This is a genomic window from Paenibacillus sp. MDMC362 (assembly GCF_003269305.1).
Taxonomy (GTDB): Bacteria; Bacillota; Bacilli; order Paenibacillales; family Paenibacillaceae; genus Paenibacillus_AQ.
This window is the reverse complement of sequence record NZ_QLYT01000033.1, coordinates 1-23754: the sequence shown is the minus strand read 5'-3', so window position 1 is coordinate 23754 and position 23754 is coordinate 1. Positions and strand designations below refer to the sequence as shown.

The following is a 23754-nucleotide window of genomic DNA, read 5'->3' as shown; positions in this document are numbered from 1 at the left end:
ACTTATTTTATTGTTTTATTCACTTCATAAATTTTAGAATCATCTAACTTTGAGTCGGGGAATGAGATCGCAATACCAATTGGGACCATTTTCTCGCTAAAGGTAAAACTTAGGGATTCAAATACTTTTACTTTAGGATGAAGCGGGTATACTAGAAGCATCCCTTTTTCTGTTGACCGTAGCTTTCGAATCTCTTGTTTATCCTTCATATTCTTTATCGCCGATAGATCGAGATCTATGAATTCCTGCCGCGAAGCAACTATAGCACGTATATCAATTTTAGCCTGCCCTTGATTGTTATACTCTTCAGCTTTAACCCCTCGTACCACTGCAGAATCAATCTTAAATGTCCCAAATTGTACTGGGAATTTCTCAAGACCACTTTTATCTCTTGGCTCTCCTTCAACCACTGCTACTGTCCAATGTAAAAGCTCTCCCATATCATTAACCTGCCGAATATAATTTACAATTTTGCTGTTATCAACCTTATCGGCACCTTGGCTGGTCTTGTATTCAGATAGGAAATTTAATACTGTACTTACTTCAACTTCCCGAGCTATATAATAACCAGTTTTACCCGATCCAATATGAGTTTTCATAAAACGTGGGTGGAGTTTATTTATTAAGTTCTCAGTCACTTTCATGTTGTGAGAAAAAAAAGTTTCCTTGTTCTCATATATACGAGTTTGCTGCAGAGTTAACCGATAAATAACATTTGTTATAGCAGCATTTTTCATTTTTAAAGGACTTGTTAAGGTCATAGTTGGATGACTTAACATTTTTACCGCATATTCCAGTGGAGTCTTATTCGCTAGAGCTAGCCTGTCAAATTCTCTACGAAGTTCAATCATAGCAATAGCCAAGTGCTCAAAGTTTGAAGCAATTTCTCCGGTTGTGTATATTCTGCACAAGTCCATATATCCTTTCCGATATCCAAACCAGCGCCCCATCTGCATTAAAGTGTCATACATTAATGTATTTCTAAAATAGTAAGTTATACTAAGTCCCTCAAGTGTGAGTCCACGTGATAGCTTATCTCCGCCTACTGCAATTACGTTTAAACCATCCTCTTTGTATTGGTGATAGTCTAATGCATCTTTGCTATTTCCATTAATTTCGAAAACCCTAACCTTTTTAGAACAATCTCTTAGTTCCTGATAGACCTCTTCCCAGCTAAATTCAAGAATATCCTCTGGCCATGCTCTGCTTGTCGGAATAGTATCTTCTTTATAAATTCGTTTAATCGCTTCTACTGTTTCACTATATTTGTTATATTGAATCTGTTTTGTGATTTCCATAAATACTTTATCCACACCGTCTTTCACACTTGACTGAACATCTTTAAAACGAGAGGTGTGGATAAGCATCGAGTTATGTTTATTCCTCTGACCTCGTAGATTTCTTACAGCAATGGTTAAAAGAAATGCTAATATTGACTCTTCCATCTGCGGAGGGACCTCTTCAAATTTATCAGCATCTCCCTTTGTTTTAATTCCAGTAAAGACTTCGATATCTGGATCCCTCAGAGGCCGAATCAAACTTGGACGTGGATCGTCCGCCTCTTCTTCAACGTTAAAGAATTCTTCCGGACCACAATATTCTTTAGGCTTGGGAAGGCCGACAAGAAAATCTTTAGGATACAGGTCCTTACCTTCCTCTTCCGTTTTAGCTTCAGCACTAATTAATAAATTTGCAAACGGTGTCGCTGTATAGCCTACATAACATCTTCTATTAAATACTTCTAAAATTTGACGTATTAATTTGTTAATTGTCTTTGGATCTTCATTTTTAGAGGTATCAACAGATGCTTGATCTGCTTCATCATCGACTATTAAAGCGGGAATATCTAAATTAAATAAATTTTTCTGATACTCAAGTTGATTCTTAAGTGATTCTAAGACAATACTATTCTTTTTAACAACCATAAGAGTTCTTTGATTTAAGTTAAACATACCGCTTGGTTCAGAAGAGATATCACGTTCCACTGTAGTCCATGTTGAAATAATATGATTAGGTGTATTTCTATAGATTTGGGCAACTCCAACTGGTTTACCCTCCCTATCCACTCTGCTTCCAATCACTTCTTCATCTAATCTAAGCTGTGTCTGTGCCCGCAGATCATTATGTACACCAGATAATACGATTACTAGCTTATATCCAACATCGTAAGCTTTATTAATTAAGCCTGTGAAGTTAGCAGTCTTTCCGGACTGCACATACCCCAATACAAGACCTCGCTTGTCAAAAGGGTGTATTTCCTTTGGATTTCCCAAAGACCGCATAATTTCATTTGTTGAATCATCAATAGAACGAACAGCCTCTTGGTCCCAATGTTTAACTCTTATTAGATAGTCTCGGTAACGGGTCCAAAAAAAAGCTCCCATGAGTAATTTGGGATTGTACCAGTCACTCACTTCTTCTAAACGTAATACAGGAGTTTTTATAACGTCGAAATCAACATTATAATCCTTATACATTTCTAACGACCACTGATTGATTAGACCCGCTTCTATTTGTTGTTCCTGTATTACGAGTTTTGCTAGATCGAGTGCTTTTTCAGCTGCTTTTTCTTGGCTAGGAAAGAATGACTTTAAGTTCATATAATTAGTTGCAAATGTTTGTTCAAATAACCCTCTTGCCTCATTCATAGCTGAGATTCGCCTCTTCCAAAATTAATTTCAACGTTATTTGATTTAGACCATCAAAGGCAGGTTGAGTAATAAGTGCATCTAATAGTTGTTGTTGATTCTCAACAACTTGAAGCTTAGTTAAGGTGGATGAGAATTGGACAACTAACTCTTTCCTAGCGTCGGTGACCATTTGAATGACTTCTTCCGCCACTTTTGGTGAATCAATGATATTACTGGGTGATCCCAATTGAACGAACTTTAAATACATGTTAAGCAATCTTGCTGTTTCATCATCTATTTTTTTCTGAATTTCTAATAAAATAGGATGATTTCTATTTAAAATAAATTGCTGCCCTTCGTCACTCCCCGACAACTCCCATGTATTGAGACTCCCTTTAAAAGTTTGGTTAGAATGGGAGCCTTGGGTCCTAAAGTAAAAGATATCACGAGAAATTTTTCGAACAAATTTTGCTATTGATTCAAGCCTTATTTTAGCATTATCAGGTGGAATAACAGCTGACTTTTTTATATCTACCTGCCAGTCATTATCTGCCATATTCGGCAGGTCTACCCGAATTCTTGCCAGCTGACATGAAGCATCCTTCTGAAACATCCCCAACCAATCCCCGTAATACAGGAGTCTGTTCTCACGATATATATAAAAACCTTGGTGGTCTCGCCATCCTCTATTACCTCCTGCTCTTTTATATTCTTGTTCATTTAGAAATGAGGCATGAGGCAGTACATAATATTTAACTTTTATTCTGTTTCCATTGATGTTCAAAACCTGTGTTTCACCTTCCACAGTTGAAGGATGTTTAATCATAAAAGGATCCCAAGGATCAAGGACATTTTCGTTTAAGATAATCTGGACCTTGTCATATTCAATTATAGAGTGAAAAACAAACTCTAAGTGATTATGTATCCGCCGAACTTTGGTGAAAAAGCTACGTTCATGTATTGTATTTGCAGTTCCCGCTCCCATAAAGCGATCCAGCTTATCTATACAAATAACTGTGCCGCTATCTCCTTCAATTTTGTTCATTAACTCCCTAACTTCTTCTGGGATCTTCATAAACAGCTGCCACTCATTACATTGGGACACATGGTCTAGGTCCCAACACCGTTGTGCATAGGCGCCCTTATGTTTGGTAAGAACACTTAACCTCTTACCAAGAGAAAATGAGGCAGTCTTAAGTCCCATACCAAATCTACCAAGCTCTCTAGGTTGCCTATTTGCACGTGGATCTTTTGATCCTATATTCATAGCTATTTGGAGCATATCCTCATCCATGCCGGAACCGTTATCTGCAATTATTATTGTCCCATCGTTTCCTAAATATTTAAATTCAAGTGTAATTTTAGTTGCTCCCGCATCAACGCTATTATCAACCAAATCTGCTATTGCAGTTCCTGCATTATATCCTAATGAACGAAGTGCTTGGATAACAGGTGTAGCAGATGGCTGAGTTACAACTATGTTCATAATAAGTACTCCCATTTTTGAAAAGTATTTATGTGAAATAAATAAGCAGCTGCCTATGACAACTACTTGTTTAAAAAATGAATATGCCAATACGACTATTATATACTGCATTATTCGACACAAGAGACCTATATCCTTCATAAAAATGGTTATCCATTTTTTCAAAATAAAAGAGTCTCCTACTCAAAATGAGCAGAGACTCTTAACTTAAATTTTTGTATCAAATTTTTGTATCTGTTTCCTGGGGCATTATTATATTTTTTAGTGTATCTTTTACAGCTACCCCTAGGTAGTTTAATACCTGTTCAGCCACTGCCCTACCCAAAAGTGGTGGAACAGCATTTCCAATTTGTTGATACTGGGAATCTTTGGAACCTTCAAAAACAAAGTCATCAGGAAAAGTTTGAAGCCGCGCTGCTTCTCTAATACTTATTGCTCTATTTTTAATCGGGTGAATCCACATTGATTTCCTAACATTCAAAACAGTCCCGGATGGAGTTTTGTAATTAAGTCTAAGATATACAGTGTTTTGAGTTCTACCAGGATCAGAATATGTTTGTTTGTATGACTCATCAAGATCATGGAAATTTTGCCCCGGCTCCAATACTTTAAATCTTTCTAAAGCCGTATTAGTTGTTTCAGTCCTAACATGGTTTTTGACTTTATCATCAGTTCCACGTAAGTATTGAAGAAGCGGGTTGTTGCGTTTAGGCAGTGGTTTATCAATCGGCTGATCTGCTTCCATTGTTATAAACGGTTCAATTTCCTCAAGATCTCCAATGGCATCCTCCACTGTATAAAACCGACTTGGTTCTTTAACAATAGAATTTGGTAGTACCACAGGATTATCCCCTACGAATTCTTTTTTGACTCCAATAAGAACAAGGCGTTCTCGAAGCTGTGGTGCACCAAAATGCGCTGCATTTATAATATGTTCTTCATTTATTGTATAACCTAAGTTCCTAAACTTAGAGATTAAGTAACTCATTACACCGTATGTCTGCACTTTAATACAAATGTTCTTATGATCAGGTAAAATATCAACTATCTCAATGTCGTTTGCTTGAATTTCATTCATTTTCATCAAAATCTTTTGGACTTCAATGATTTGATTTAAAGTATTAAATAGATCTATTCGGGATAATTCTGTCGGATCTTTCTTCATGATCAAAACACCAAGCTTCATCCACTGTTCTTCATAGTTAATACTCCAATAACTATTATGCTGTTCCTTCCAATTTGAGAAAGATTTCTGTAAAGCATTTTGGGCTTTAGTAATATATATATGAGCTTCTTTCTCTTTTCTGCTAATGTGACTAATTTTAGAGAATAAATTTTTATCACCTATAATAAATGGGGATAGATCGATTTTCCGTTGAATGCAATCTCTGAGAAAACAGACCAGTTCATCGGTCAAGCTATTTTCCCTTCCTAAAATAACCTTATCGGGTATTAGCTCTATACCTAATTCTTCTACTACCTCTTCTTGGTCTTTTAATGAGTAGAAAAATTTATGTTTGTCCGATTTCATAGCCTTTACATTTTCCATTACAAAAGCGTCTGGATTTAATTCTTTAATAGCTCTTACATATTCTTTGACCAACTGGTTATTGGTTGAAATGAGTTCTGACTTCTGACGGTTTGCATTCGAAAAGCCCTGACATGGTGGACCACCAAAAACAAGATCGATCTTCTGACATTCATCCATGATCTCTTTATAGTTAACTTTTCTAATATCGTTGAAATATGTAATATTTCTATCATCATTTTCAAGATTGTAACGATCATGATTTCTTTTATATGTTTTTTGGGCAGACTCATTGTTTTCCACCGCGGCTACAATTTTCACTTGACCCGTTTGCAAGAAACCTAAACTTAATCCACCCGCTCCAGAAAACAAATCAACCGCTAACAGTTTTTTATTTTTCAATATTGCCCACCCCTTACTCCCGAACATCCGTTCCATATATAAGCAGCTTAACATTTCGCAGATTATTTTTCAAGTGATACCTTGCAAATTAATAGAATACACTATTTCAAGACAACATGCTATACGAAATAATGATCCAGATCATATATTAACGTTTCAATCTTTTTTCTAAGAAGATCTCAAGATGTTGCTTATCCAAGGTATCTAAGAACACATCAAGGTTAAATGATATCAATTGGTCTTACCCATCCCCGTTATTTTTATAGTAAACAAAGCATACGCAGAATCTCATCAAGTTCAGATACGATACACCTTCATCCAACTTGAGACTCAACAAACAAAAGGGGATGTCACTCATAGTCGACATCCCTAAACACCCTAAATGTATCTTACTCGAATTAATTCCTCAAAGTATCTCCTTCTCTCACCGTTGTCCTTCTTAGAAAACTCTACATTGTTATACCATTCGATAATCTGCTCCTTTTGTTTTTCCGAAATCTGACTATCGTTACCAAGGAATACAAATGCTCCGAGGAGATAAGTTAAATAATCAATACGATCAGGTAGCTTCAGTTTATTTTCTTCAATGAACTCAACAGCACGTTCTAAAGCATCTAGCGTCATGTTAAACAACTTCCTAATATCTTCCTTATCTAATTTACTTATCAAATTTGCCTTTACATCGGAAGGCATAGGACTAAAATTCGATTTATGTTCTTTATTTTTAAGCACTTCATATGCCGGGTTTAATGCAGCCAAGGGAATGGAAACCTCGGTTGCTTTAAACACAATCAATTGCTCTAAACTAGATTCTCTAAGTTTCTCAACAAACTTATCTGAGTACTCTTTGTAAAAATCAACGCCTTTAATTAGCATTTCTGTAAGGTTTACTTCAACATCTGTTACTTTAGTTCCCGCTAGATTTAGAACTTCAAACCATTCACGCTGCTCTTCTTCCGATAAATCTCTTGCATAGTTTACAGTGTAGTAGTAACCCATAAACTTATTCCTAATCTTTGTCAGAAGATCTTGGACTTCAAACACTTGTAAATCTTTGTGGTCTTTTAAGAATTGTGTGAATACCTTCGGGTCTTTATTGTACAATTTCCCGACTGGTATTTGAGACTTTCTAAGAGCACCGGTATTCATCATGAATTTCCCCGTTGTGATATCAAGGACAATACACTTAAACTCTTCGTGATCAGTATAGGCCTTGAAGTTACAACTGAGTCTCTGCTGTCCATCATTAACTGAATGCTTACCGGATATGTCCTCATTATCAATCCGTTCCCTTTCAATAAATGATACCTGTGGAACGGCTAAGTCTTGGTTTTCAATAATATTGATTGATATTGGCGAGACAGCGGCCTTACCACTTAATTGGAAATTCAATAAATCGATAGATTTTTCAACTTTCCATCTTATGTATGTCTGGAAAATAGGGAGAGTTAATTTCCTTTCCTCAATCTCCTTGCATAAATTCCCTAGTGATACTGGCTTTGATTCCTTCGTGGGGTCAAAAGTCGAAAACATCTCTAATTTCTTATTAATTTTAATAGCCATTCCCCATCAACTCCTTACCTAAGTTACATAAATATTAACTCGCTGCATGTGTTAACGTCAATATAAATTTCATTAAAAATGCGTAAAAAAAGTAGCTGCACACAAAAATAAATGCATTTTCTCTTATATATCTATATTTTTTTGTTAGCTGCTAATTCTCAGAGCTGAAAATATCCATGCTGATATTATTTCTTCAAAAGGTTCGGTTATCAAAATTATCACTGTTCAGAAAATACGACAGTATTAGTGCCTCAAGATAGAACGCCAGTAATAGGCTGTTTGAGAAGGTCACATATTCAGTCGTGAAAAAAGCGGGCAAAAAAAAACCTAAACCTCGAAAGGATTTAGGATCTTTAATTAGTTGCTTTTGAGCTTAGGTCAGAACAGCATCCAAGATACCTTTTTAGGCAAGATGCCCAAATTGTTTAAAGACCAGCCATTCCTAACATTAGTTAGTTCGAACCTCTCCAATTAGGCAGTTGCGAGTTGACTTCCTTATCGACTATATATCTCAATAGCATTAATTACGGAGGGCACCAATAGGGGACTTGAACATCTATGTCCCCTATCCGTCTCCCGCTCTATCACTCTTAACCTTTATAAACCAACACCGCCACACTCTCCACATGCACCGTATGCGGAAACATATCCACCGGCGTTACCTCCACCGTCCGATAGCCGCCATCCTCCAGCACCCGCAAATCCCTTGCCAGCGTGGACGGATTACAACTCACATAAACTACTCGCTCCGGCTTCATCTCAAGAATCGTCTCTAGCAAGCGTGGGTCGCATCCCTTACGTGGCGGATCAACCACGATCACATCCGCCTCAACTCCCTGCTCTTTCCAGCGCGGAATCACGTCTTCGGACGCGCCGACTTCAAACTCCACATGCTTCATACCGTTCAGTTTCGCATTCGCACGTGCATCCTCGATCGCTTCCTTCACGATCTCGACCCCATACACCTTCTTGGCATGTTGGGCCAAGAACAAGGATATCGTTCCGATGCCGCAATAGGCATCAATCACGGTCTCCGCTCCGGTTAATCCGGCATACTCCACCGTCTTACCGTACAGTACTTCGGTCTGGGCAGGGTTCACCTGATAGAAGGAACGCGCGGAAATGGCGAACTTCACATCGCCTATATAGTCATGGATGACCTCACGGCCCCACAGGACACGAGTTACATCCCCGAAAATAACGTTCGTTTTACGTGTATTCACATTCTGACAGATGCTCACTACAGCCGGAAGCTCCTCACGGATCGCAGAGATCCACTCGTTCACGTGCGGTATCCGCTCGCCATTGGTGACGAGTACAATCATCATTTCCCTGGTAGCAAAACCGATCTTCACCACGACATGGCGAAGCAGGCCCTGACCTGTCTCTTCATTGTAGGCGGTGATGCCTAGCTTCCGCCCAATGGCTTTGACGCGACTGACGACCTCGTCGTTCTGTTCGTGCTGGATGAGGCACGTCTCCATGTCCACGATCCGGTGGCTGCCCCGGGCGTAGAAACCGCCGACCAGGCCGCCTTCCGTTACGCCGATCGGCACCTGGGACTTGTTGCGGTAGCGCCAAGGCTCGCTCATACCGAGTGTCGGCCGCACGAGGATCCCCTCTTGATCTGAATCAACGCCGGACACGGCAGGATTCGCCTCGTTGGTTTCAGAATTCTCAATGTCTCCTCCAGCATCTGTGCCACTCCGCTCATCGCCCACAAGCGTCTCTCCAGCACCTTCCGCCTCTCGCACCACCCGCAGCTTCCCGATCCGCTCCAGGTTGTCCACCACCAGCTGGCGCTTCCACTCCAGCTGTCCGGCATAACTCATATGCTGCAGCTGGCAGCCGCCGCATTGGTCGTAGATCGGGCATGGGGCCGCGATGCGGTTCGGGCTCTGTTCGACCAGTTCCAGCAGCTTGGCGTATCCATACTGCTTCTTAGTCTTGAGCACCTTCACCCGGACCTTCTCGTCCGGCAGGGCGCCCTGAACGAACAGGGTGTAGCCGTCTGCACGGCCGACCCCTTCCCCGTCATGGTTCATTCCTATAATATCGATCACGACCTCGTCGTTCTTGGCCACCGGCAGGTCCAGGAGGGCCGCCGAAGCCGCTGGCTTGCCGCTGCGGCGCGTGTCGCTTCCCTTGCGGTTCTTCTTCATGATGTGCTGTTCACTTCTTTCCGTTCAACTTGTCCCTTACCACTCTATATTCCCAATCGGAACACCATCCATAATCAAAGCGGATGATCTTCCGCTAACCTTCATTCGCTTAAACAACAAAAAGCTCCCCCAAGGGAGCTTAGCGCACAAGCTCACGTCCATCATTATACGGGAGCCTCGTATGTTATTCAATCCATTCAGCCTGCAAATCCAATCATTTACTTACAAGAGCCTGAAGCCTAAGCGGCGATCCTCGGCCTGTTCCATCTCGTTCCATGGCCCATTGCCATAATCGCCTATCATCGCTAATGCGGTCAGTCCCCGCTGAGCCTTCGGCAGCAACCATTACGCCTTAGGCGCCCGTCGTTGCCTTCCGCGTCTCTACCATCCACCGTCTCAGCCAAAAATCCGCAAATGCTGCGGCAGAACACGGAACGTGCCCGGCAGAACGCCGCCGAACTCGCCGTCCAGGTTCAGCTGAACCGGTCCCGGAGAGACGACCTCCATATAGTCGGTGCGGAAATGCACGACCCGCTTGTCGTTGATATGCTCGCCGCGCAGGGCGAGCGTGGCTACACGCACGAACTCCGCCAGATTGCACTTGCGCAGGGCAATGACATCGAACAAGCCGTCGTCGATGCTTGCGCCCGGCGCGATTTTGTCGAAGCCGCCGACCGAGTTGCTGTTCGCAATGAGGAACACCATGAATTCGTCATGGATCGCCGGATGACCGCTCGCGTTGATGATGAGCTCCTGCGGCGCGAGGCTGACCATTTTCTCGATCCCCTTCAAATAATACGCCAGCTGCCCGATCATCGTCTTCAGCTTGCTTGGCACCTCATACGTGAGCTCGGTCAGCGTACCGCCGCCCGCGATATTAATGAAGTAACGATCATTCGCTTTGCCCACATCAATCGGACGCGTCTCGCCCCGAATCACCAGATCGCAGTACTCCTCCCAGTTCTTCGAGATGCCGAGCGCCCGCGCAAAATCGTTCGTGGTCCCCAGCGGGAAAATACCCAGCGGCGGGAGATTATCCCTGCCGGCCATCCCGTTGATGACCTCATTCAGCGTACCGTCTCCACCGGCTGCGATCACCAGATCGTACCCGCGTTCGACGGCATCCGCCGCTTCACGGGTCGCATCCCCCTCTCCGGTCGTTGCATGACAGGAGGTTTCGATGCCAGCACTGTCCAGACGGTGCAATATATCAGCAAGCCGACGCTTCATTTCCTCCCTGCCGGAGGTTGGGTTATAGATTAACCTTGCATTTCTCATTAATGATACGCCACCTACTTATGATTTCAAGGATAGAAGAAGAAGTTTGGCCTGCGACTCCATCCACTGCGGCAGCAGCGGGTGCGGAAGCAAGGTTCTGCCGGAATATCGACAATCCAGCCCCTCGAGCCGCTCAGGTATCACCTTCTCCGTAAAATACCCCTCACTCAAAAAAAGCGGAGCTACGATCACATCGCAGCCGCGCTCCATCCATGCTGTCACCTTGTCCCGAACATCGCCGGGACTGAGTAAAGCATAATCCGCGCTTGTTCCGCTTACCTCGCTAACTCGCTGTGCCAAAGAGTTAATACCCTTTTCCCAGCGGCTGCGAAACAGATCATGCCGGCTGCCGTGTCCGACGAGAAGAATAACCTCCTTCGCCGGGTTCACGGACAACTCTCTCACCTTATCCCATACCATGGCCGCAATCTCGGGAGCGTCGTCCATCGGCGTGCCAAAATGAACCCGGGACCGGACCCGAAACGGCGCCAGGTCCGTCTCCATGTCCGGAACGGCCTTCGCTCCTATAGCATAAGCTATTTCGTCGACATGTGTGCTGCCGGACGAGACAAATAGAGGAATGACCACAATGTCGGTGACACCCTGGTCTTCCAAGGCCGTGATGCCGTCCTGAATCAGACGGCCCTCTACCAGTTCCAGGTACGAAGAGACGACCGGTATATCCATACGGGACGCCAGACTGTGGACGGCCTCGTCCACAAGCGACACCCATTTCTGTTCACGCGAACCATGACTGATAACCAGCACACCCGGTTTCGTCATATTTTAACGTCCAAGACGCTCCAGCGTCATTTTATAACCGTCATTGCCGTAGTTCAGGCAACGCTTCACGCGCGAAATCGTTGCGGTGCTGGCTCCCGTTTCTGCTTCAATCTGGTTGTATGTGCATCCCTTGCCCAGCATGCGCGCCACTTCCAGCCGCTGCGACAAGGACTGAATTTCGTTAACGGTGCAGAGATCATCGAAGAATACATAACACTCTTCCACACTGCCCAGGGTTAATATCGCTTCGAATAATTGATCGATGCTTTTATCATTTAGCTTCTTTAATTGCACTGGATGATCATCCCCTATTGTTACTGTGTATAACACTCGCACTCCCATTGTACCCGAGCGGAACTAGTATTTTCAAGCATTAACGATTTCACGCACTACAGGACAACCATTACCCGGAGGCAGCATCCCTTATACACGCTCACATTTCACCGCTCCAGCGCCCGCCAAAATCTTCCTGGGCTATCGCCCGATTCCGCTCCTATCCCGAAAATCGGGACATCCGCCTAAACCCATCGCCCGCCCGTATCATACAGTATAGTATCTTAACTCAAAAAGGAAAGTGATATCATGACGCGTCATTCTCACTATTATCACCGCCGACCCACTAATAACCAGCGCTCCCTCAATGAATATGAATCACTGCCGCAGACGCCATCGCCATACCCTGGCATTACTCCATACACCGATTATCCGGATGTGGGTGAAACCGCGTTATATCCATATACCGACGGCGTAACCGACATGGAAGCATCAGCTTCGGCTCTGGCTCCATCCACGAATTCCGGCGGAGGCGGTCTGGCAGGTCTCCTTGGCGGAGGAGGCGGCAGCGGCGGTGGAGGCGGATTAGGCAAGCTCCTCGGCGGACTCGGGGTCAACAATATGAGCGACATCAAGGGACTCATCGATCGGATGGGGGGCATCGACGGCATCGTCAACAACATTGGCAAGGTACAAAAGGTCATGCAGGGCTTCCAGCAGCTTGCGCCTATGGTCTCTCTGCTTGCAGGCGCGCTCGGGAAGAAGAAAGGCGGAGGCGGCAGCGGATCCTCTCCAAGCGCATTTACGGACCAAAATGAAGACGGCTACGAATATAAAGCGAGAAGACGCCGTTCCTCGGGAAGCCGGCGCCGCTCCGGCTCGCGCAGACCATCCGGCTCTGGCAAAAAACGTCGCCGTTGATCTATGTAAATGAGTAGGCATAAACCCTACCGTGAGTCTCAGAAGCACCGCAGCCTCTGATCATCGAAGATATAGCGACACGATGGGTTTAGCAGATACGTTCCTAACAACTCACCATGGGCGGATTCATCCGAACCATCATACATCATGCAGTTGGCTCCAGTCAGTTACCCTAGACTGGAGCCATATCCTTTTTTCAACCTATTATATATTCTCTTCAGCGCGTCCAGTCCCCTTCCGGGCCGGCTTCTTTATTCTCGACGCTTTCGAGTGATTTTAACCGGAACCAATACGAGCCGCGCAGACCGGAACGCAGCAGCATCATAATGCTGCCCATCAGATACAGCACGGTTGGGATCCGCTTCATATGGGGATAGAACATGAGAATGCTGCCTGCGATGAACAACAGGCCGGTCGCAATCTCGCTGATGACCATGCCCACCTCATAACGGTTCGTCACGGCGAGCCTTCGTTTTCGTTTCCATGTCAAGCGAAGCATCCGGCGCAGCAGCCGGGAACGCAAAGGCTCATCTGGTTGACGCGATGAACGCTTCTTGGGATGTGGTCTGAGCCCGAGTTTCATATGCAGTCCCTCCTCTGCATGCCTTTACCCCTTACGGAGGAACAAGAAACGACAGCGATTTAGCACTCCCCCTGTGATGCAGGGCAACCTTCCCATATATTGGATGACTCTATAGCACAGACTTGGGCCGACAGATACTCCCGGCTGACATCCCTCTACTTTACGAATCGAACACCATTTTTCGCGTTAACCTATACTCAAGAATGAAGCTCTCTATTTAAACCAACCTCTGCGCATAAACCACAACACCATGCCCCCGCCAAGCACGAACATGAGAAGGAGCACGAAGAAGTATCCATAATGCCACTCCAGCTCCGGCATGTTCTCGAAATTCATTCCATAAATCCCGGCAATCAGGGTGAGCGGCATGAAGATGGTTGTGATCACCGTCAGCGTCTTCATGATGGTGTTCATCCGGTTCGAGTTCACCGATATGTAGCTGTCCCGAAGGTCCGCCGTCATCTCGCGATCGGCCTCGATCATGTCCGCCAGCTTCAGCAGATGGTCGTAGATGTCGGAAAAATAAGCATGGTGCGCGTGATGCTGCAAATGCTGCGAGTTCACGATCCGGTACAGCAGATCCCGCATCGGCACAACCGTCCGCCGCAGGCGAAGCAGCCTCGAACGCAGCGCGAACACCTGATTCATTAGTTCCTCGACCGAATCCTTCTCCCCTCGGCTTTCCAGCTCCGCCAGCTCGTCCTCGATGGCAAACAGGCTTGGAAAGTACTGGTCCACCAGCTTATCCATGATCGTATAAGCCGTAAAGCTCGGACCGTCCTGGCCCAGCGGCCCTTTGGCGGCGACCGAGGTTACGCGTTCCCAAGCGTCATTCATTTCGGGCAATGCCTTCTGGTGGAAGGAGACAATAAACGAAGGTGCAAGAAACAGATCCACCTCGACGGCTTGCAGGGTATCCGGCTGTAGGGCATGCAGCACAAAAAACTGCATCTGTTCGTAATAATCCAGCTTCGGCCGCTGCAGGATGTGCAGGCAATCCTCCACCGCCAGCGGGTGAAAGTGGAAATAGCTCTCCAGCTTCCTTGCTTCCTCCGGTGTCGGCTCACTGAAATCGGCCCATACCCAGGCGTAGTCCTCTATTCGAATCTCTTCTAGTGGAAGCCCGATTACCGCTTCATAGCTTGGCGTAATAGCTAATGTGCGAATCATGATAAGCTCTCCTTCCCATCGCCCTTTAGTTTTCGTTAAACAAAAAAAGCCAATCGATTCCTGATTGGCCCCACAACTATCCATGATCTATGTGTAATTACGTTTTTAGAAAAGAATTTTAAAGATGACTCCTGCCAGTACGGCCGTAATCGGAATCGTAATAAACCAGGTTACTACGATGCGGCCTGCCAATGACCATTTCACGGCGGAGAAGCGTTTCGCTGAGCCTACGCCGAGAATCGCCGACGTAATGGCATGCGTCGTACTGATCGGCAAGTGAAGCAATGTCGCCGAGAAGATGACGGATGCAGCCGAGAAGTCCGCTGCGAAGCCGTTGATCGGCTCGATTTTGAATATTTTCGTACCCATGGTCTTGATGATCTTCCAGCCGCCTACCGAGGTTCCGAGCGCCATTGCTGTTGCTGCGGAGACTTTAACCCAGAAGGGTACTTCCATCTCCTGCAATTGACCGGAAGTGACGAGGGCAAAGGTGATAATCCCCATCGCCTTCTGCGCATCGTTGGTACCGTGCGTGAAGGACTGCAGTGCTGCCGTAAAGATCTGCATCGTACGGAAGCCTTTGTTCACCGTATGCGGGCTGCGCTTGGCAAAGATGAACTTCAGCACCTGCATGACCACGTAACCGATCACAAACGCAAGAATAGGCGAAAGGACCAGCGCCAATACGATATCCTTAAACCCGGCGTAATTCAGCATGTCGCTTCCCGCGCCGACAAATACCGCACCGGCCAATGCCCCGATCAGGGCATGGGAAGAGGACGAAGGCAATCCGAACCACCAGGTAACCAGGTTCCAGATGATGGCTGCAAGCAATGTTGCAATAACTACCTCGATCCCGTTATCCAGCTTGGTCGGATCCGCGACGCTGCCGCCGATGGTTTTGGCAACGCCCGTGAACATCATCGCGCCGACGAAGTTCATGCTCGCTGCAAGCAGTATGGCTACCCGCGGCTTCAAGGCCCGGGTCGATACCGACGTTGCGATGGCATTCGCCGTATCGTGAAACCCGTTGATGAAGTCAAATGCAAGCGCCAAAAAAACAACTATTACTAATACTAACATCGTTGTATCCATAGTTCAGGACTCCCTTACGAGTTGCGCATAATGATGGATTCCAGCATATTTGCCACGTCTTCGCAGGTGTCCGTGGTCGTCTCAAGACGTTCGTAAATCTCTTTTTTCTTGATCAGCAGAATCGGGTCAGAGACGGTAGCGAACAGATCTTTGATACAGATGCGCAGCAGCTCGTCGCCTTGGTTCTCCAGATCGTTCAAGCGGATCGTGTACTCACGAATAGCCAGAAGTTTTTTCTGAGAGAGCAAATGAATGGCCTTCTGAATTTCGTAAGCCGATTGACGCAAAATTTCGGCAAACTGTACCATGTACTCGTCAGGTTTCCCCAAATTGTACATATAGAAACGGGATGCCGTTGCTTCCAATCCGTCCATCACATCGTCCAGGCTGGTTGTCAGGTCCATAATATCGTCGCGTTCGATTGGCGTGATAAACGTTTTGTTGAGCTCAGTAATGATGGTATGCGTATAGGTATCACACTGGGACTCGTATTTTTTCATTTCATTGGCAAATTCAAGCACATCTTGAAGATTGGAAACGTGCTGCGAAAAATAATCTGCGGCTTGTACCACCGTATCGGCCATATTCTCCAGCGTTTGGAAGAATATATCCTTCTTCTTCAATTTCATACTCTTAACCCCTTTTTTCGATAAATTGCCGCGAACGCCGTCAAAAGATAGACAACCTTGACTATCTTATCACATCCATGGCAGGGTGTGTATAGAAAAGTAACACTCAAAAATGTAAGGAACTAACAAAAAAGAAGATGCATGGAGGATTGTTTCCATTCCCTTACCTATTAACATCTCCGTCTGCGTGCAAATTATCCCGATATGCATCCAACATCCACTTCTTATACATTAAGGATTCGTTATGGTCACATGGCTTTCAAAAGATGGCGAATTCGGCACAATGTTGAAATACGTCGTTCCCGGCACCAACGGCACTTCCTTGCCGTCCTTCACAAAACGGATCGCATCGCCAGCTGCGCGTACCCACTGCCCCTCGATGACTTCTCCGCGCTGGAACAGCATCGCTTTCCCGCCCGCTTCCACATTCACGGCAAGCCGGCCCACATCATCCAGCACTTTATGATCCGCCCCGAGCACGATGACATTCGCGGCCTCAAGCTGGACGTTATCGTTGAGATCCACATGCGGCGATCCATTGACCCACCGTTTGTACGTATTGGACGAACCGTCATACTGATAAGCCACCACATAACTGTCTAGTAAAAATATGATTTCTACCTTCTCCCCGGGTTCACCGGAAATAACCTCCACAGGCGCCGTTCCCTCTGCACCTTCGCCGCTTGCAGCCGTCGGCTCCGAATAGAACGAATACTCTGGCACCTTCACGTCGTTGCCATAGTTAAGCTTCGCCGCTCCTTCACGGAGCTTCTCGTCGCTGGAATACAGATTATGCGGCGCTTTGCGTTCCTTGTCTCTCCAGAAATAGGAGCCTGCGTTTCCGATCTCGTCCATATCCTGCTTGCCTTGCTTTTGGATAATGCTGTAAGCTTCAGGGCTGCCTCCCGCGTGGACCAGAACGCCGCCGTAGCTCTCGCCCAGATTGATGAGATACGGACGAATGCTGCGAATCGGCCCGATCTTCTCAATGCCGCTCTGGCTTTGGAAAATGCCGATCAGTCGCGTGATCCCTCCCTCCGCCAGCACTTCATATACCATATCCGCTTGTCCCAGACCCGATTGCGGCCTTGCCGCCGGTGCGTTATTGATCATAACGGCCAGCGGCCGCTGCGTCAGTGACGCTTCTAACGGCAATCCTGTCAGCGGTGCCTTGAATGGAGTGGACGTTTCCTCTTGAGGCGCTTCGACCGGCTGCTCGATCGGAGCCTCCACCACCGGTGCCGGAGCAGGCTCCGCCTGCTGTTTATCGCCGCCGCAGCCCGACAGCATTAGAACTGTCACCATCGACATTAAGCTTGTCCTCCACGCGACTTTTTGGAAAGACAAAGACCCTTTGCTAAACATATGGTTTCCCCCTATGAACGCTCCCATTACTTTCACCCTTAATCCCCATGAACGCTCCCATTACTTATTACCCTAAATTTCCAAGCCATTTCCCCAAAATTTCCAACCGACAATCAACTTTAGTTTACATTTAATCACAAAATCCGTGCTTTGTCTGTATTTAGAAGAGATACCATCCTTTAATGAATCACCTTGACAGCATGGCTTGGCAGCAGCAGTTCCAACTCAAACCATGGTGAGGTTCTAAACGACCCGGTTTGTGACATAAAAAAGTCTCTTAGAAGGCATACGTATAGTGCGTATGCCTTTAAGAGACTTCCTGCTTCCATGCATTTATTTAGCCGCAGATGTTTCCGAAGGGAAACGAGATGCCATTGTCATCCGATCCGCAAACCAATATTGCCAAACTGCTCACCCGCCGTCATCCGCCGGAACGAATCCAGAATTTCATCCAGCGGGTACATCCGGTCGATCAGGGGCGCAATGGTGTGCTCCTCCATGAACCGAAGCATCTCTCCGAACTCCTCGCGGCTCCCCATCGACGTACCGATCCAGGACAGCTGCGGAAAAAATAAAGCTCTCAGCGGAACCTCGACCGCGTCGCCGGAGCTGGCCCCAAAGCTGACGATCCGCCCATTCGGCTTGATCACTTCCAAGTATTGGGGAAAGGTAGCCGGACCGATACTATCCAGAATCACGTCCACCTTCTCCCCTTGCAGCTCTTCGCTCCAATCCCCGCCGCTCGAAAAAGCCCTATGCACAGAATAGCGCCGCGCTTCTTCGAGCTTGGCTTGGCTTCGGGAAGTGACGCTGACGACAGCCCCCGCAGTCTGGGCCATGAGCATGGCGTAGGTTGCAACCCCCCCTCCTATACCTGGTATAAGCACATGCTCGCCAGGCTTGATATGCGCCCTCGTAAACAGCGCACGGTAGGCCGTTAGCGCGGACAAAGGCAGTACTCCCGCTTCCTCCCATGTCAGGTGTGTCGGCTTTCTGAAGGCATTGTCCGCTGGGATGACGACCGTTTCAGCAAACGTACCGTCCCTGGGTCCCCCAAGGATCTCCGGCACCACCGGGACCTCTTCGGTGTTATCCCAACCGATCGTCGGATGGATGATGACTTCCGTGCCGACCGTCAGACTCTCCACTCCTTCACCCAAGGCATCAATGATGCCTGCGCCGTCTGAGCCAAGAATGAGCGGTGCATCGGCCGCATGACGTCCCTTCATCAGAAACAGATCGCGGTGATTAAGTCCGGCCGTCTTTAAACGGACCCGGATCTCACCGGGACCCGGTTGTTTCGATTCCATATTGCCGACCCGAAGTCCGTCCAGACCGCTCCGGCCGCGATGAATGGCTGCTTTCACATGAATCTCTCCCCTTCTTCCGGCTTGTGTAGGCCATGTTAGGTTCAATTGTATAGTTCGCCTCGGAGCATGTAAAATGAGTAGTAATGAATATGGCATTCAGTCAGAATGAAGTCAGGAAGGTGAGACTAATGGAAAGCGGAGATTTACGGATATTCCGCGCAGTAGCGGAGGAAGGCAGCATTACGCGGGCAGCCCAACGCCTGCAGTATGTTCCCTCCAACGTCACGGGCCGGATCCGCCAGCTGGAGGACAGGCTCCAGACGGCCCTGTTTATCCGAAGCAATCGAGGGATGGAACTGACCCCGGCCGGCGAGCGCCTGCTTGGATACTCGCGTCAAATTTTAAATTTGCTGGATGAAGCAGAGAAATCCGTACAGGCAGAGGATACGCCGCGGGGACCGCTACGAATCGGTGCGATTGAATCCACTGCCGCTGCATATCTGCCGGGACGCCTGGCCGACTATTATGCCCGTCACCCCGAGGTCAGCCTGTCCCTCACCACGGGCAACTCTAGCGTGCTGATGCAGCAAGTGCTGGACCGCGAACTAGACGGCGCTTTCGTGTACGGACCTTTGACGCATCCTCTGCTGAAACAGATTCCTTCGTATAATGAGGAACTGGTGCTCGTCTCCGAAGCCGGAGCGGCAAGCCAGCAGGAGCAGTTGCAAAAGCCGATGCTTATTTTGTCGACAGGCTGCACTCACCGATCCAGAGTGGAGCGCCTGCTGGCCGAAGCTGGCGTTCAACATCCGCGAATCATAGAGTTCGGTTCGCTCGAAGCCGTGTTAGGCGGGGTTGCTTCGGGTCTCGGCGTAGCGCTTCTCCCGAGGTCCAATGCCGTTTCGCTTTCCAACGAGAAAAACATTGCAGCCATGACACTGCCGGAGTCCTACCGTGAGGTCGTGGTATATTTTATCTATCACCGCGACGTGCCGCTGAGCAGCGCCCTTCGAGCTTTTCTGGAGCCGGAGAATCAAAAATGAAAGACATTTGATCCTCAAAGCGGGCACCTCGGATCGAATGACCACAGCGAGAGAATCCCTGCACTCCTGAAAACGAAAACGATTGACTGATCTAGTCATGGGAGGATTAGATTGAATGTTCACAACTTTGTGATAATTGTCACGTATAATGTGAATATTTTCACTTATAATAAAGACATAGAGAAGGTGATCACTTCCCAAGCAGCAAGAATCGACAACATCGCATCAGATACAACGTTATAACCCGTTAATCCCAAAAATCAAAACTCATTTAAGGAGTGGTTTATATGTTTAACAATTGGCTGAGAACGAACAAAGTTGCAATGTGGCTGCTAACCTTCATCCGGGTCTATATCGGTTATGAATGGATGACAGCAGGTTGGGGCAAATTGACAGGCGGCGGATTTGATGCAGGCGGTTTCCTCCAAGGCGCGATTGCCAATGCAACCGGCGATCACCCCGCCGTCCAAGGCTGGTGGGCAGCGTTCCTGGAGCACGCGGCACTACCGGGCGTGAAGCTCTTCAACTTCATCATCCCGCTCGGTGAGTTCCTGGTAGGTCTCGGACTCATTCTCGGTACCTTCACCACCTTCGCCGCCCTGATGGGACTGGTCATGAACGCCGCGTTCCTCTTCTCGGGCACCGTGAGCACCAACGCCCAAATGCTGCTGCTTGAGGTGCTGATCATCGTCGCTGCGGCCAACGCCGGCAAAATCGGTCTCGACCGTTGGGTTCTCCCTTACCTTCGCGGCCTGTGGAATAGAATGACCCACCGTGATCATGAACCCAAAGCACCGACGACTCATCTGAAAAAACGCACAGCTTAACCTCATACCGATCCATATAAAGACGTTGGAGAATTCCGGTTCTCCATCGTCTTTTTTTCGTGCCAAGAACCTATGCCAAATCGCAGCCTATGCGAATACTGTATTTAAATACAGATTTTTGCAAATATGAATAATTTGTGATGATGCGACATTATATAGATCGTTGCTGTTTTTTCGGCCTCCGTCGTGATTACGATTTTCAAATTCACAAAAATCTGAAAACAAAAAGAGAATGATTATTCATTGGAGGAGTGGTGCTGATGTTTATTCAATGGTTGCAATCAAGCAAAATCGCAATGTGCCTGCTGACGGTCATTCGGGTGTACGTCGGGTATAAGTGGCTGACGGCAGGCTGGGGCAAGCTTACGGGAGGCTTCGATGCCAGCGGATTTATGCAAGGGGCCATTGCCAAATCCACGGGTGAGCACCCTGCGGTTCAGGATTGGTGGGCCGTATTCCTGAAGCATGCCGCACTGCCCGGCGTCAAATGGTTCAACGTCATCGTTCCACTAGGCGAATTTCTCGTCGGGCTTGGCCTCATTCTCGGCTCGTTCACCGTGTTCGCGGCGCTAATGGGGCTCGTGATGAATTCGGCGTTCCTCTTCTCCGGTTCCATCAGCATTAACGGTCAGCTCCTGCTGCTCGAATTCCTAATCATCCTCTCGGCGTCCAACAGCGGAAAGATCGGGATCGACCGCTGGCTCATGCCCTACCTCCAGGATAAATTCACGCGCAAAGCAAAAATCAGCAGTGACCCCTCCTCTCTGCAGAATCAGGCGGTCTGATTTTACAAGGGATACGAGAGTTTGGGGCAGTATAATACAGAATAAAATCAAGCGAATGGCGCTTGTTTCCCCAGTAATATGACTGGGGCTGCTGACTCCTCTAGATCCTAAGTTGAGACCAACTCTTACGTCATGTCTAAATATGAATGATTGATGCTTCTCCTCTCTCCGACCTCTTACAGCTTGGCTTACCTTTATAAACTAACGGGTGACCGATGCCACCGGTACCGGTCATCCGTGTCTAATAACCATTTTGCCCCAGTAACGATTCGCATCGAATCCAGCCGTCTAGCGATATCCTTTTCCCAATGCGCTGCGTCTTTACCTGCATCGGCCAGGAACTTGGTGCTGCTTTGCGCATATTGCTTACAGCTTGCTAATTTCCTTCGCTGACTTTGTACTTACTAGCTTTATTTATTGCTTACTGACCATGCTTGCTTGCTACTTTACACTTGCACAGAGTATTCTTACAGCATATTACTTACTAATTACTCGCTTACTACCATTTAACCTATTAGCCTATTCCCCCAAAATCTTCAAACACTATGTTTTAGCAACACATACTTACTAATTACCTGCTTACTCCCCATTTTGCCTACTCCAGCAATACTCCAGACAACATGCTTACCACCACATATCTAGTGCGTATCTTCCCCTCACTGTCCCGTGATTCTCCTACGTCTCCTCTATATATTGCACCTGTTCACCCTCTCGCTTATCACCTGTCGCTTACCCTTGCTAACTCACAAATTAAAAGTTTTTATGATTTTTATCATAAATGTGATTTTAATCACATATATTGTGATTTATTTCACTTATAATAAAGACATGAAAGAGATGATCATCTTCCTAAAAAACAACATCACAGAAACTTCAGCACATCCGAGAATTGGCAAGGAAGCTTTCATAAAAAGAAATCATACTTTTAAGGAGTGGTTTATATGTTTAACAACTGGCTGAGAACGAACAAATTGGCAATGTGGCTGCTGACCTTCATCCGGGTCTATATCGGTTATGAGTGGATGACGGCAGGTTGGGGTAAATTGACAGGCGGATTTGATGCAGGCGGCTTCCTGCAGGGCGCGATTGCCAAGGCAGCCGGCGATCACCCAGCAGTACAAGGCTGGTGGGCAGCGTTCCTCGAACACGGCGCACTGCCAGGCGTGAAGCTCTTCAACTTCATCATCCCGCTCGGTGAGTTCCTCGTAGGAGTCGGACTGATCCTCGGTACCTTCACTACCTTCGCCGCTCTGATGGGACTTGTGATGAACGCTGCATTCCTCTTCTCGGGCACGGTGAGCACCAACGCCCAGATGTTACTGCTTGAAGTGCTGATCATCGTCGCTGCGGCCAACGCCGGTAAAATCGGCCTCGACCATTGGGTTCTCCCTTACCTCCGCGGCCTGTGGAACAAAATGACGCACAGAACAACCAAAGGCGATGGCACCACGCAAACACCGTTCAAAAAACAAACGGCATAAACATGGTATGCATCTGTAACCTAAAAACTAACCTATTGATTACACAGCCCGCCTTGAGCAATCAAGCCGGGCTGTTTTTGTTGTGGTATACGTGGGAGGTCTGGCATACGTTGATGTCTGACATATGTTGGGGTCTGGCATACGTTGATGTCTGACATATGTTGGGGTCTGGCCTACGTTGGAGGTCTGACATATGTTGGAGGTCTGGTGGCAAGTACTGTCATACGCTTTGTAATACATTGGAGCGCCGTAAATTTGAGCGTTGTTCATACGTTTCGAGCGTAGTTCATACGGGCAGGGCCTGCCACTTATAATTTTAGCGGACTCAGATGACCTTATTTTGGCCAAAAGCACCCTTTTTGTATCACGAACGGACCACAGATTCGTTATTCACCAAATAAGGTCCTCATTTTGCCGATTATCTGCAACTTAACGGAACG

Annotated in this window: 19 protein-coding genes; 5 read left to right on the top strand and 14 right to left on the bottom strand. The window is 46.8% G+C overall.

The genetic code is table 11. The annotated features are described in order from the left end of the window. Window positions 1–2: 2 nt before the first annotated feature. From DP091_RS16930 to DP091_RS16895, 8 genes are all read right to left on the bottom strand, one after another. The gene (locus tag DP091_RS16930; RefSeq protein ID WP_113059405.1) at window positions 3–2648 is read right to left on the bottom strand and encodes a Z1 domain-containing protein; all 2646 of its coding nucleotides are present in this window, start codon (window positions 2646–2648) and stop codon (window positions 3–5) included. After that, entirely contained in the window at window positions 2641–4281 is a 1641-nt protein-coding gene (locus DP091_RS16925) for an ATP-binding protein (RefSeq protein ID WP_258394592.1), read from the bottom strand. The genes DP091_RS16930 and DP091_RS16925 overlap by 8 nt, the downstream gene beginning before the upstream one ends. A gap of 55 nt (window positions 4282–4336) precedes the next feature. After that, window positions 4337–6046, bottom strand: a complete 1710-nt coding sequence (locus tag DP091_RS16920) for a DNA cytosine methyltransferase (RefSeq protein WP_113059404.1) — start codon at window positions 6044–6046, stop codon at window positions 4337–4339. Window positions 6047–6424: 378 nt separating this feature from the next. After that, window positions 6425–7609, bottom strand: coding sequence for a hypothetical protein (locus tag DP091_RS16915; protein ID WP_113059403.1), 1185 nt, complete (start codon window positions 7607–7609; stop codon window positions 6425–6427). A gap of 590 nt (window positions 7610–8199) precedes the next feature. Next, window positions 8200–9771 carry a 23S rRNA (uracil(1939)-C(5))-methyltransferase RlmD gene (rlmD, locus tag DP091_RS16910; protein WP_113059402.1) on the bottom strand — a complete coding sequence of 524 codons (1572 nt, stop codon included), beginning with the start codon at window positions 9769–9771 and terminating at the stop codon, window positions 8200–8202. A gap of 396 nt (window positions 9772–10167) precedes the next feature. Beyond that, entirely contained in the window at window positions 10168–11049 is an 882-nt protein-coding gene (locus tag DP091_RS16905; protein WP_009592325.1) for a diacylglycerol kinase, read from the bottom strand. A gap of 18 nt (window positions 11050–11067) precedes the next feature. Then, window positions 11068–11832, bottom strand: a complete 765-nt coding sequence (locus DP091_RS16900; protein WP_113059401.1) for a sirohydrochlorin chelatase — start codon at window positions 11830–11832, stop codon at window positions 11068–11070. Between the two features lie 3 nt (window positions 11833–11835). Further along, window positions 11836–12126 carry a YerC/YecD family TrpR-related protein gene (locus DP091_RS16895; RefSeq protein WP_053489879.1) on the bottom strand — a complete coding sequence of 97 codons (291 nt, stop codon included), beginning with the start codon at window positions 12124–12126 and terminating at the stop codon, window positions 11836–11838. 288 nt (window positions 12127–12414) lie between these two features. Here DP091_RS16895 and DP091_RS16890 point away from each other — a divergent pair, with 288 nt between their 5' ends. Next, window positions 12415–13026, top strand: a complete 612-nt coding sequence (locus DP091_RS16890; RefSeq protein ID WP_113059400.1) for a hypothetical protein — start codon at window positions 12415–12417, stop codon at window positions 13024–13026. A gap of 217 nt (window positions 13027–13243) precedes the next feature. On the opposite strand, the gene DP091_RS16885 is transcribed toward DP091_RS16890, so the two are convergent. The 6 genes from DP091_RS16885 to DP091_RS16860 form a co-directional block, all read right to left on the bottom strand. After that, the gene (locus tag DP091_RS16885) at window positions 13244–13609 is read right to left on the bottom strand and encodes a YrhK family protein (protein WP_113059399.1); all 366 of its coding nucleotides are present in this window, start codon (window positions 13607–13609) and stop codon (window positions 13244–13246) included. Between the two features lie 213 nt (window positions 13610–13822). Continuing rightward, on the bottom strand, window positions 13823–14779 hold the full coding sequence (corA, locus tag DP091_RS16880) for a magnesium/cobalt transporter CorA (RefSeq protein WP_113059398.1): 957 nt from the start codon (window positions 14777–14779) through the stop codon (window positions 13823–13825). Between the two features lie 105 nt (window positions 14780–14884). Next, the gene (locus DP091_RS16875; protein WP_113059397.1) at window positions 14885–15874 is read right to left on the bottom strand and encodes an inorganic phosphate transporter; all 990 of its coding nucleotides are present in this window, start codon (window positions 15872–15874) and stop codon (window positions 14885–14887) included. Window positions 15875–15888: 14 nt separating this feature from the next. Further along, a complete protein-coding gene (locus DP091_RS16870) occupies window positions 15889–16503 on the bottom strand; it encodes a DUF47 domain-containing protein (RefSeq protein WP_113059396.1) in 615 nt (204 codons plus the stop codon). 231 nt (window positions 16504–16734) lie between these two features. Then, window positions 16735–17814, bottom strand: coding sequence for a DUF3048 domain-containing protein (locus DP091_RS16865; protein WP_113059395.1), 1080 nt, complete (start codon window positions 17812–17814; stop codon window positions 16735–16737). Window positions 17815–18245: 431 nt separating this feature from the next. Then, window positions 18246–19235 (bottom strand): zinc-binding dehydrogenase, encoded by a 990-nt coding sequence (locus tag DP091_RS16860; RefSeq protein WP_113059394.1) that lies wholly within the window; start codon window positions 19233–19235, stop codon window positions 18246–18248. A 131-nt stretch (window positions 19236–19366) separates the two neighbouring features. Between DP091_RS16860 and DP091_RS16855 the strand changes: the two genes are divergently transcribed. From DP091_RS16855 to DP091_RS16840, 4 genes are all read left to right on the top strand, one after another. Continuing rightward, window positions 19367–20221, top strand: coding sequence for a LysR family transcriptional regulator (locus tag DP091_RS16855; protein WP_113059393.1), 855 nt, complete (start codon window positions 19367–19369; stop codon window positions 20219–20221). A 287-nt stretch (window positions 20222–20508) separates the two neighbouring features. Then, window positions 20509–21048, top strand: a complete 540-nt coding sequence (locus DP091_RS16850) for a DoxX family protein (RefSeq protein ID WP_113059392.1) — start codon at window positions 20509–20511, stop codon at window positions 21046–21048. Window positions 21049–21308: 260 nt separating this feature from the next. Further along, window positions 21309–21833: a DoxX family protein gene (locus tag DP091_RS16845; RefSeq protein ID WP_113059391.1), complete on the top strand. Its 525-nt coding sequence runs from the start codon at window positions 21309–21311 to the stop codon at window positions 21831–21833. A 941-nt stretch (window positions 21834–22774) separates the two neighbouring features. Then, entirely contained in the window at window positions 22775–23314 is a 540-nt protein-coding gene (locus DP091_RS16840) for a DoxX family protein (RefSeq protein WP_113059390.1), read from the top strand. Window positions 23315–23754: the final 440 nt, after the last annotated feature.

What these genes read in the sequence shown, in the direction of transcription:
- DP091_RS16930 (WP_113059405.1), bottom strand. Translation starts at nt 2,648, where the DNA reads ATGAATGAGGCAAGAGGGTTATTTGAACAAACATTTGCAACTAATTAT.
- DP091_RS16915 (WP_113059403.1), bottom strand. Translation starts at nt 7,609, where the DNA reads ATGGCTATTAAAATTAATAAGAAATTAGAGATGTTTTCGACTTTTGAC.
- rlmD (WP_113059402.1), bottom strand. Translation starts at nt 9,771, where the DNA reads ATGAAGAAGAACCGCAAGGGAAGCGACACGCGCCGCAGCGGCAAGCCA.
- DP091_RS16905 (WP_009592325.1), bottom strand. Translation starts at nt 11,049, where the DNA reads ATGAGAAATGCAAGGTTAATCTATAACCCAACCTCCGGCAGGGAGGAA.
- DP091_RS16900 (WP_113059401.1), bottom strand. Translation starts at nt 11,832, where the DNA reads ATGACGAAACCGGGTGTGCTGGTTATCAGTCATGGTTCGCGTGAACAG.
- DP091_RS16890 (WP_113059400.1), top strand. Translation starts at nt 12,415, where the DNA reads ATGACGCGTCATTCTCACTATTATCACCGCCGACCCACTAATAACCAG.
- DP091_RS16885 (WP_113059399.1), bottom strand. Translation starts at nt 13,609, where the DNA reads ATGAAACTCGGGCTCAGACCACATCCCAAGAAGCGTTCATCGCGTCAA.
- corA (WP_113059398.1), bottom strand. Translation starts at nt 14,779, where the DNA reads ATGATTCGCACATTAGCTATTACGCCAAGCTATGAAGCGGTAATCGGG.
- DP091_RS16875 (WP_113059397.1), bottom strand. Translation starts at nt 15,874, where the DNA reads ATGGATACAACGATGTTAGTATTAGTAATAGTTGTTTTTTTGGCGCTT.
- DP091_RS16870 (WP_113059396.1), bottom strand. Translation starts at nt 16,503, where the DNA reads ATGAAATTGAAGAAGAAGGATATATTCTTCCAAACGCTGGAGAATATG.
- DP091_RS16865 (WP_113059395.1), bottom strand. Translation starts at nt 17,814, where the DNA reads ATGTCGATGGTGACAGTTCTAATGCTGTCGGGCTGCGGCGGCGATAAA.
- DP091_RS16855 (WP_113059393.1), top strand. Translation starts at nt 19,367, where the DNA reads ATGGAAAGCGGAGATTTACGGATATTCCGCGCAGTAGCGGAGGAAGGC.
- DP091_RS16850 (WP_113059392.1), top strand. Translation starts at nt 20,509, where the DNA reads ATGTTTAACAATTGGCTGAGAACGAACAAAGTTGCAATGTGGCTGCTA.
- DP091_RS16845 (WP_113059391.1), top strand. Translation starts at nt 21,309, where the DNA reads ATGTTTATTCAATGGTTGCAATCAAGCAAAATCGCAATGTGCCTGCTG.
- DP091_RS16840 (WP_113059390.1), top strand. Translation starts at nt 22,775, where the DNA reads ATGTTTAACAACTGGCTGAGAACGAACAAATTGGCAATGTGGCTGCTG.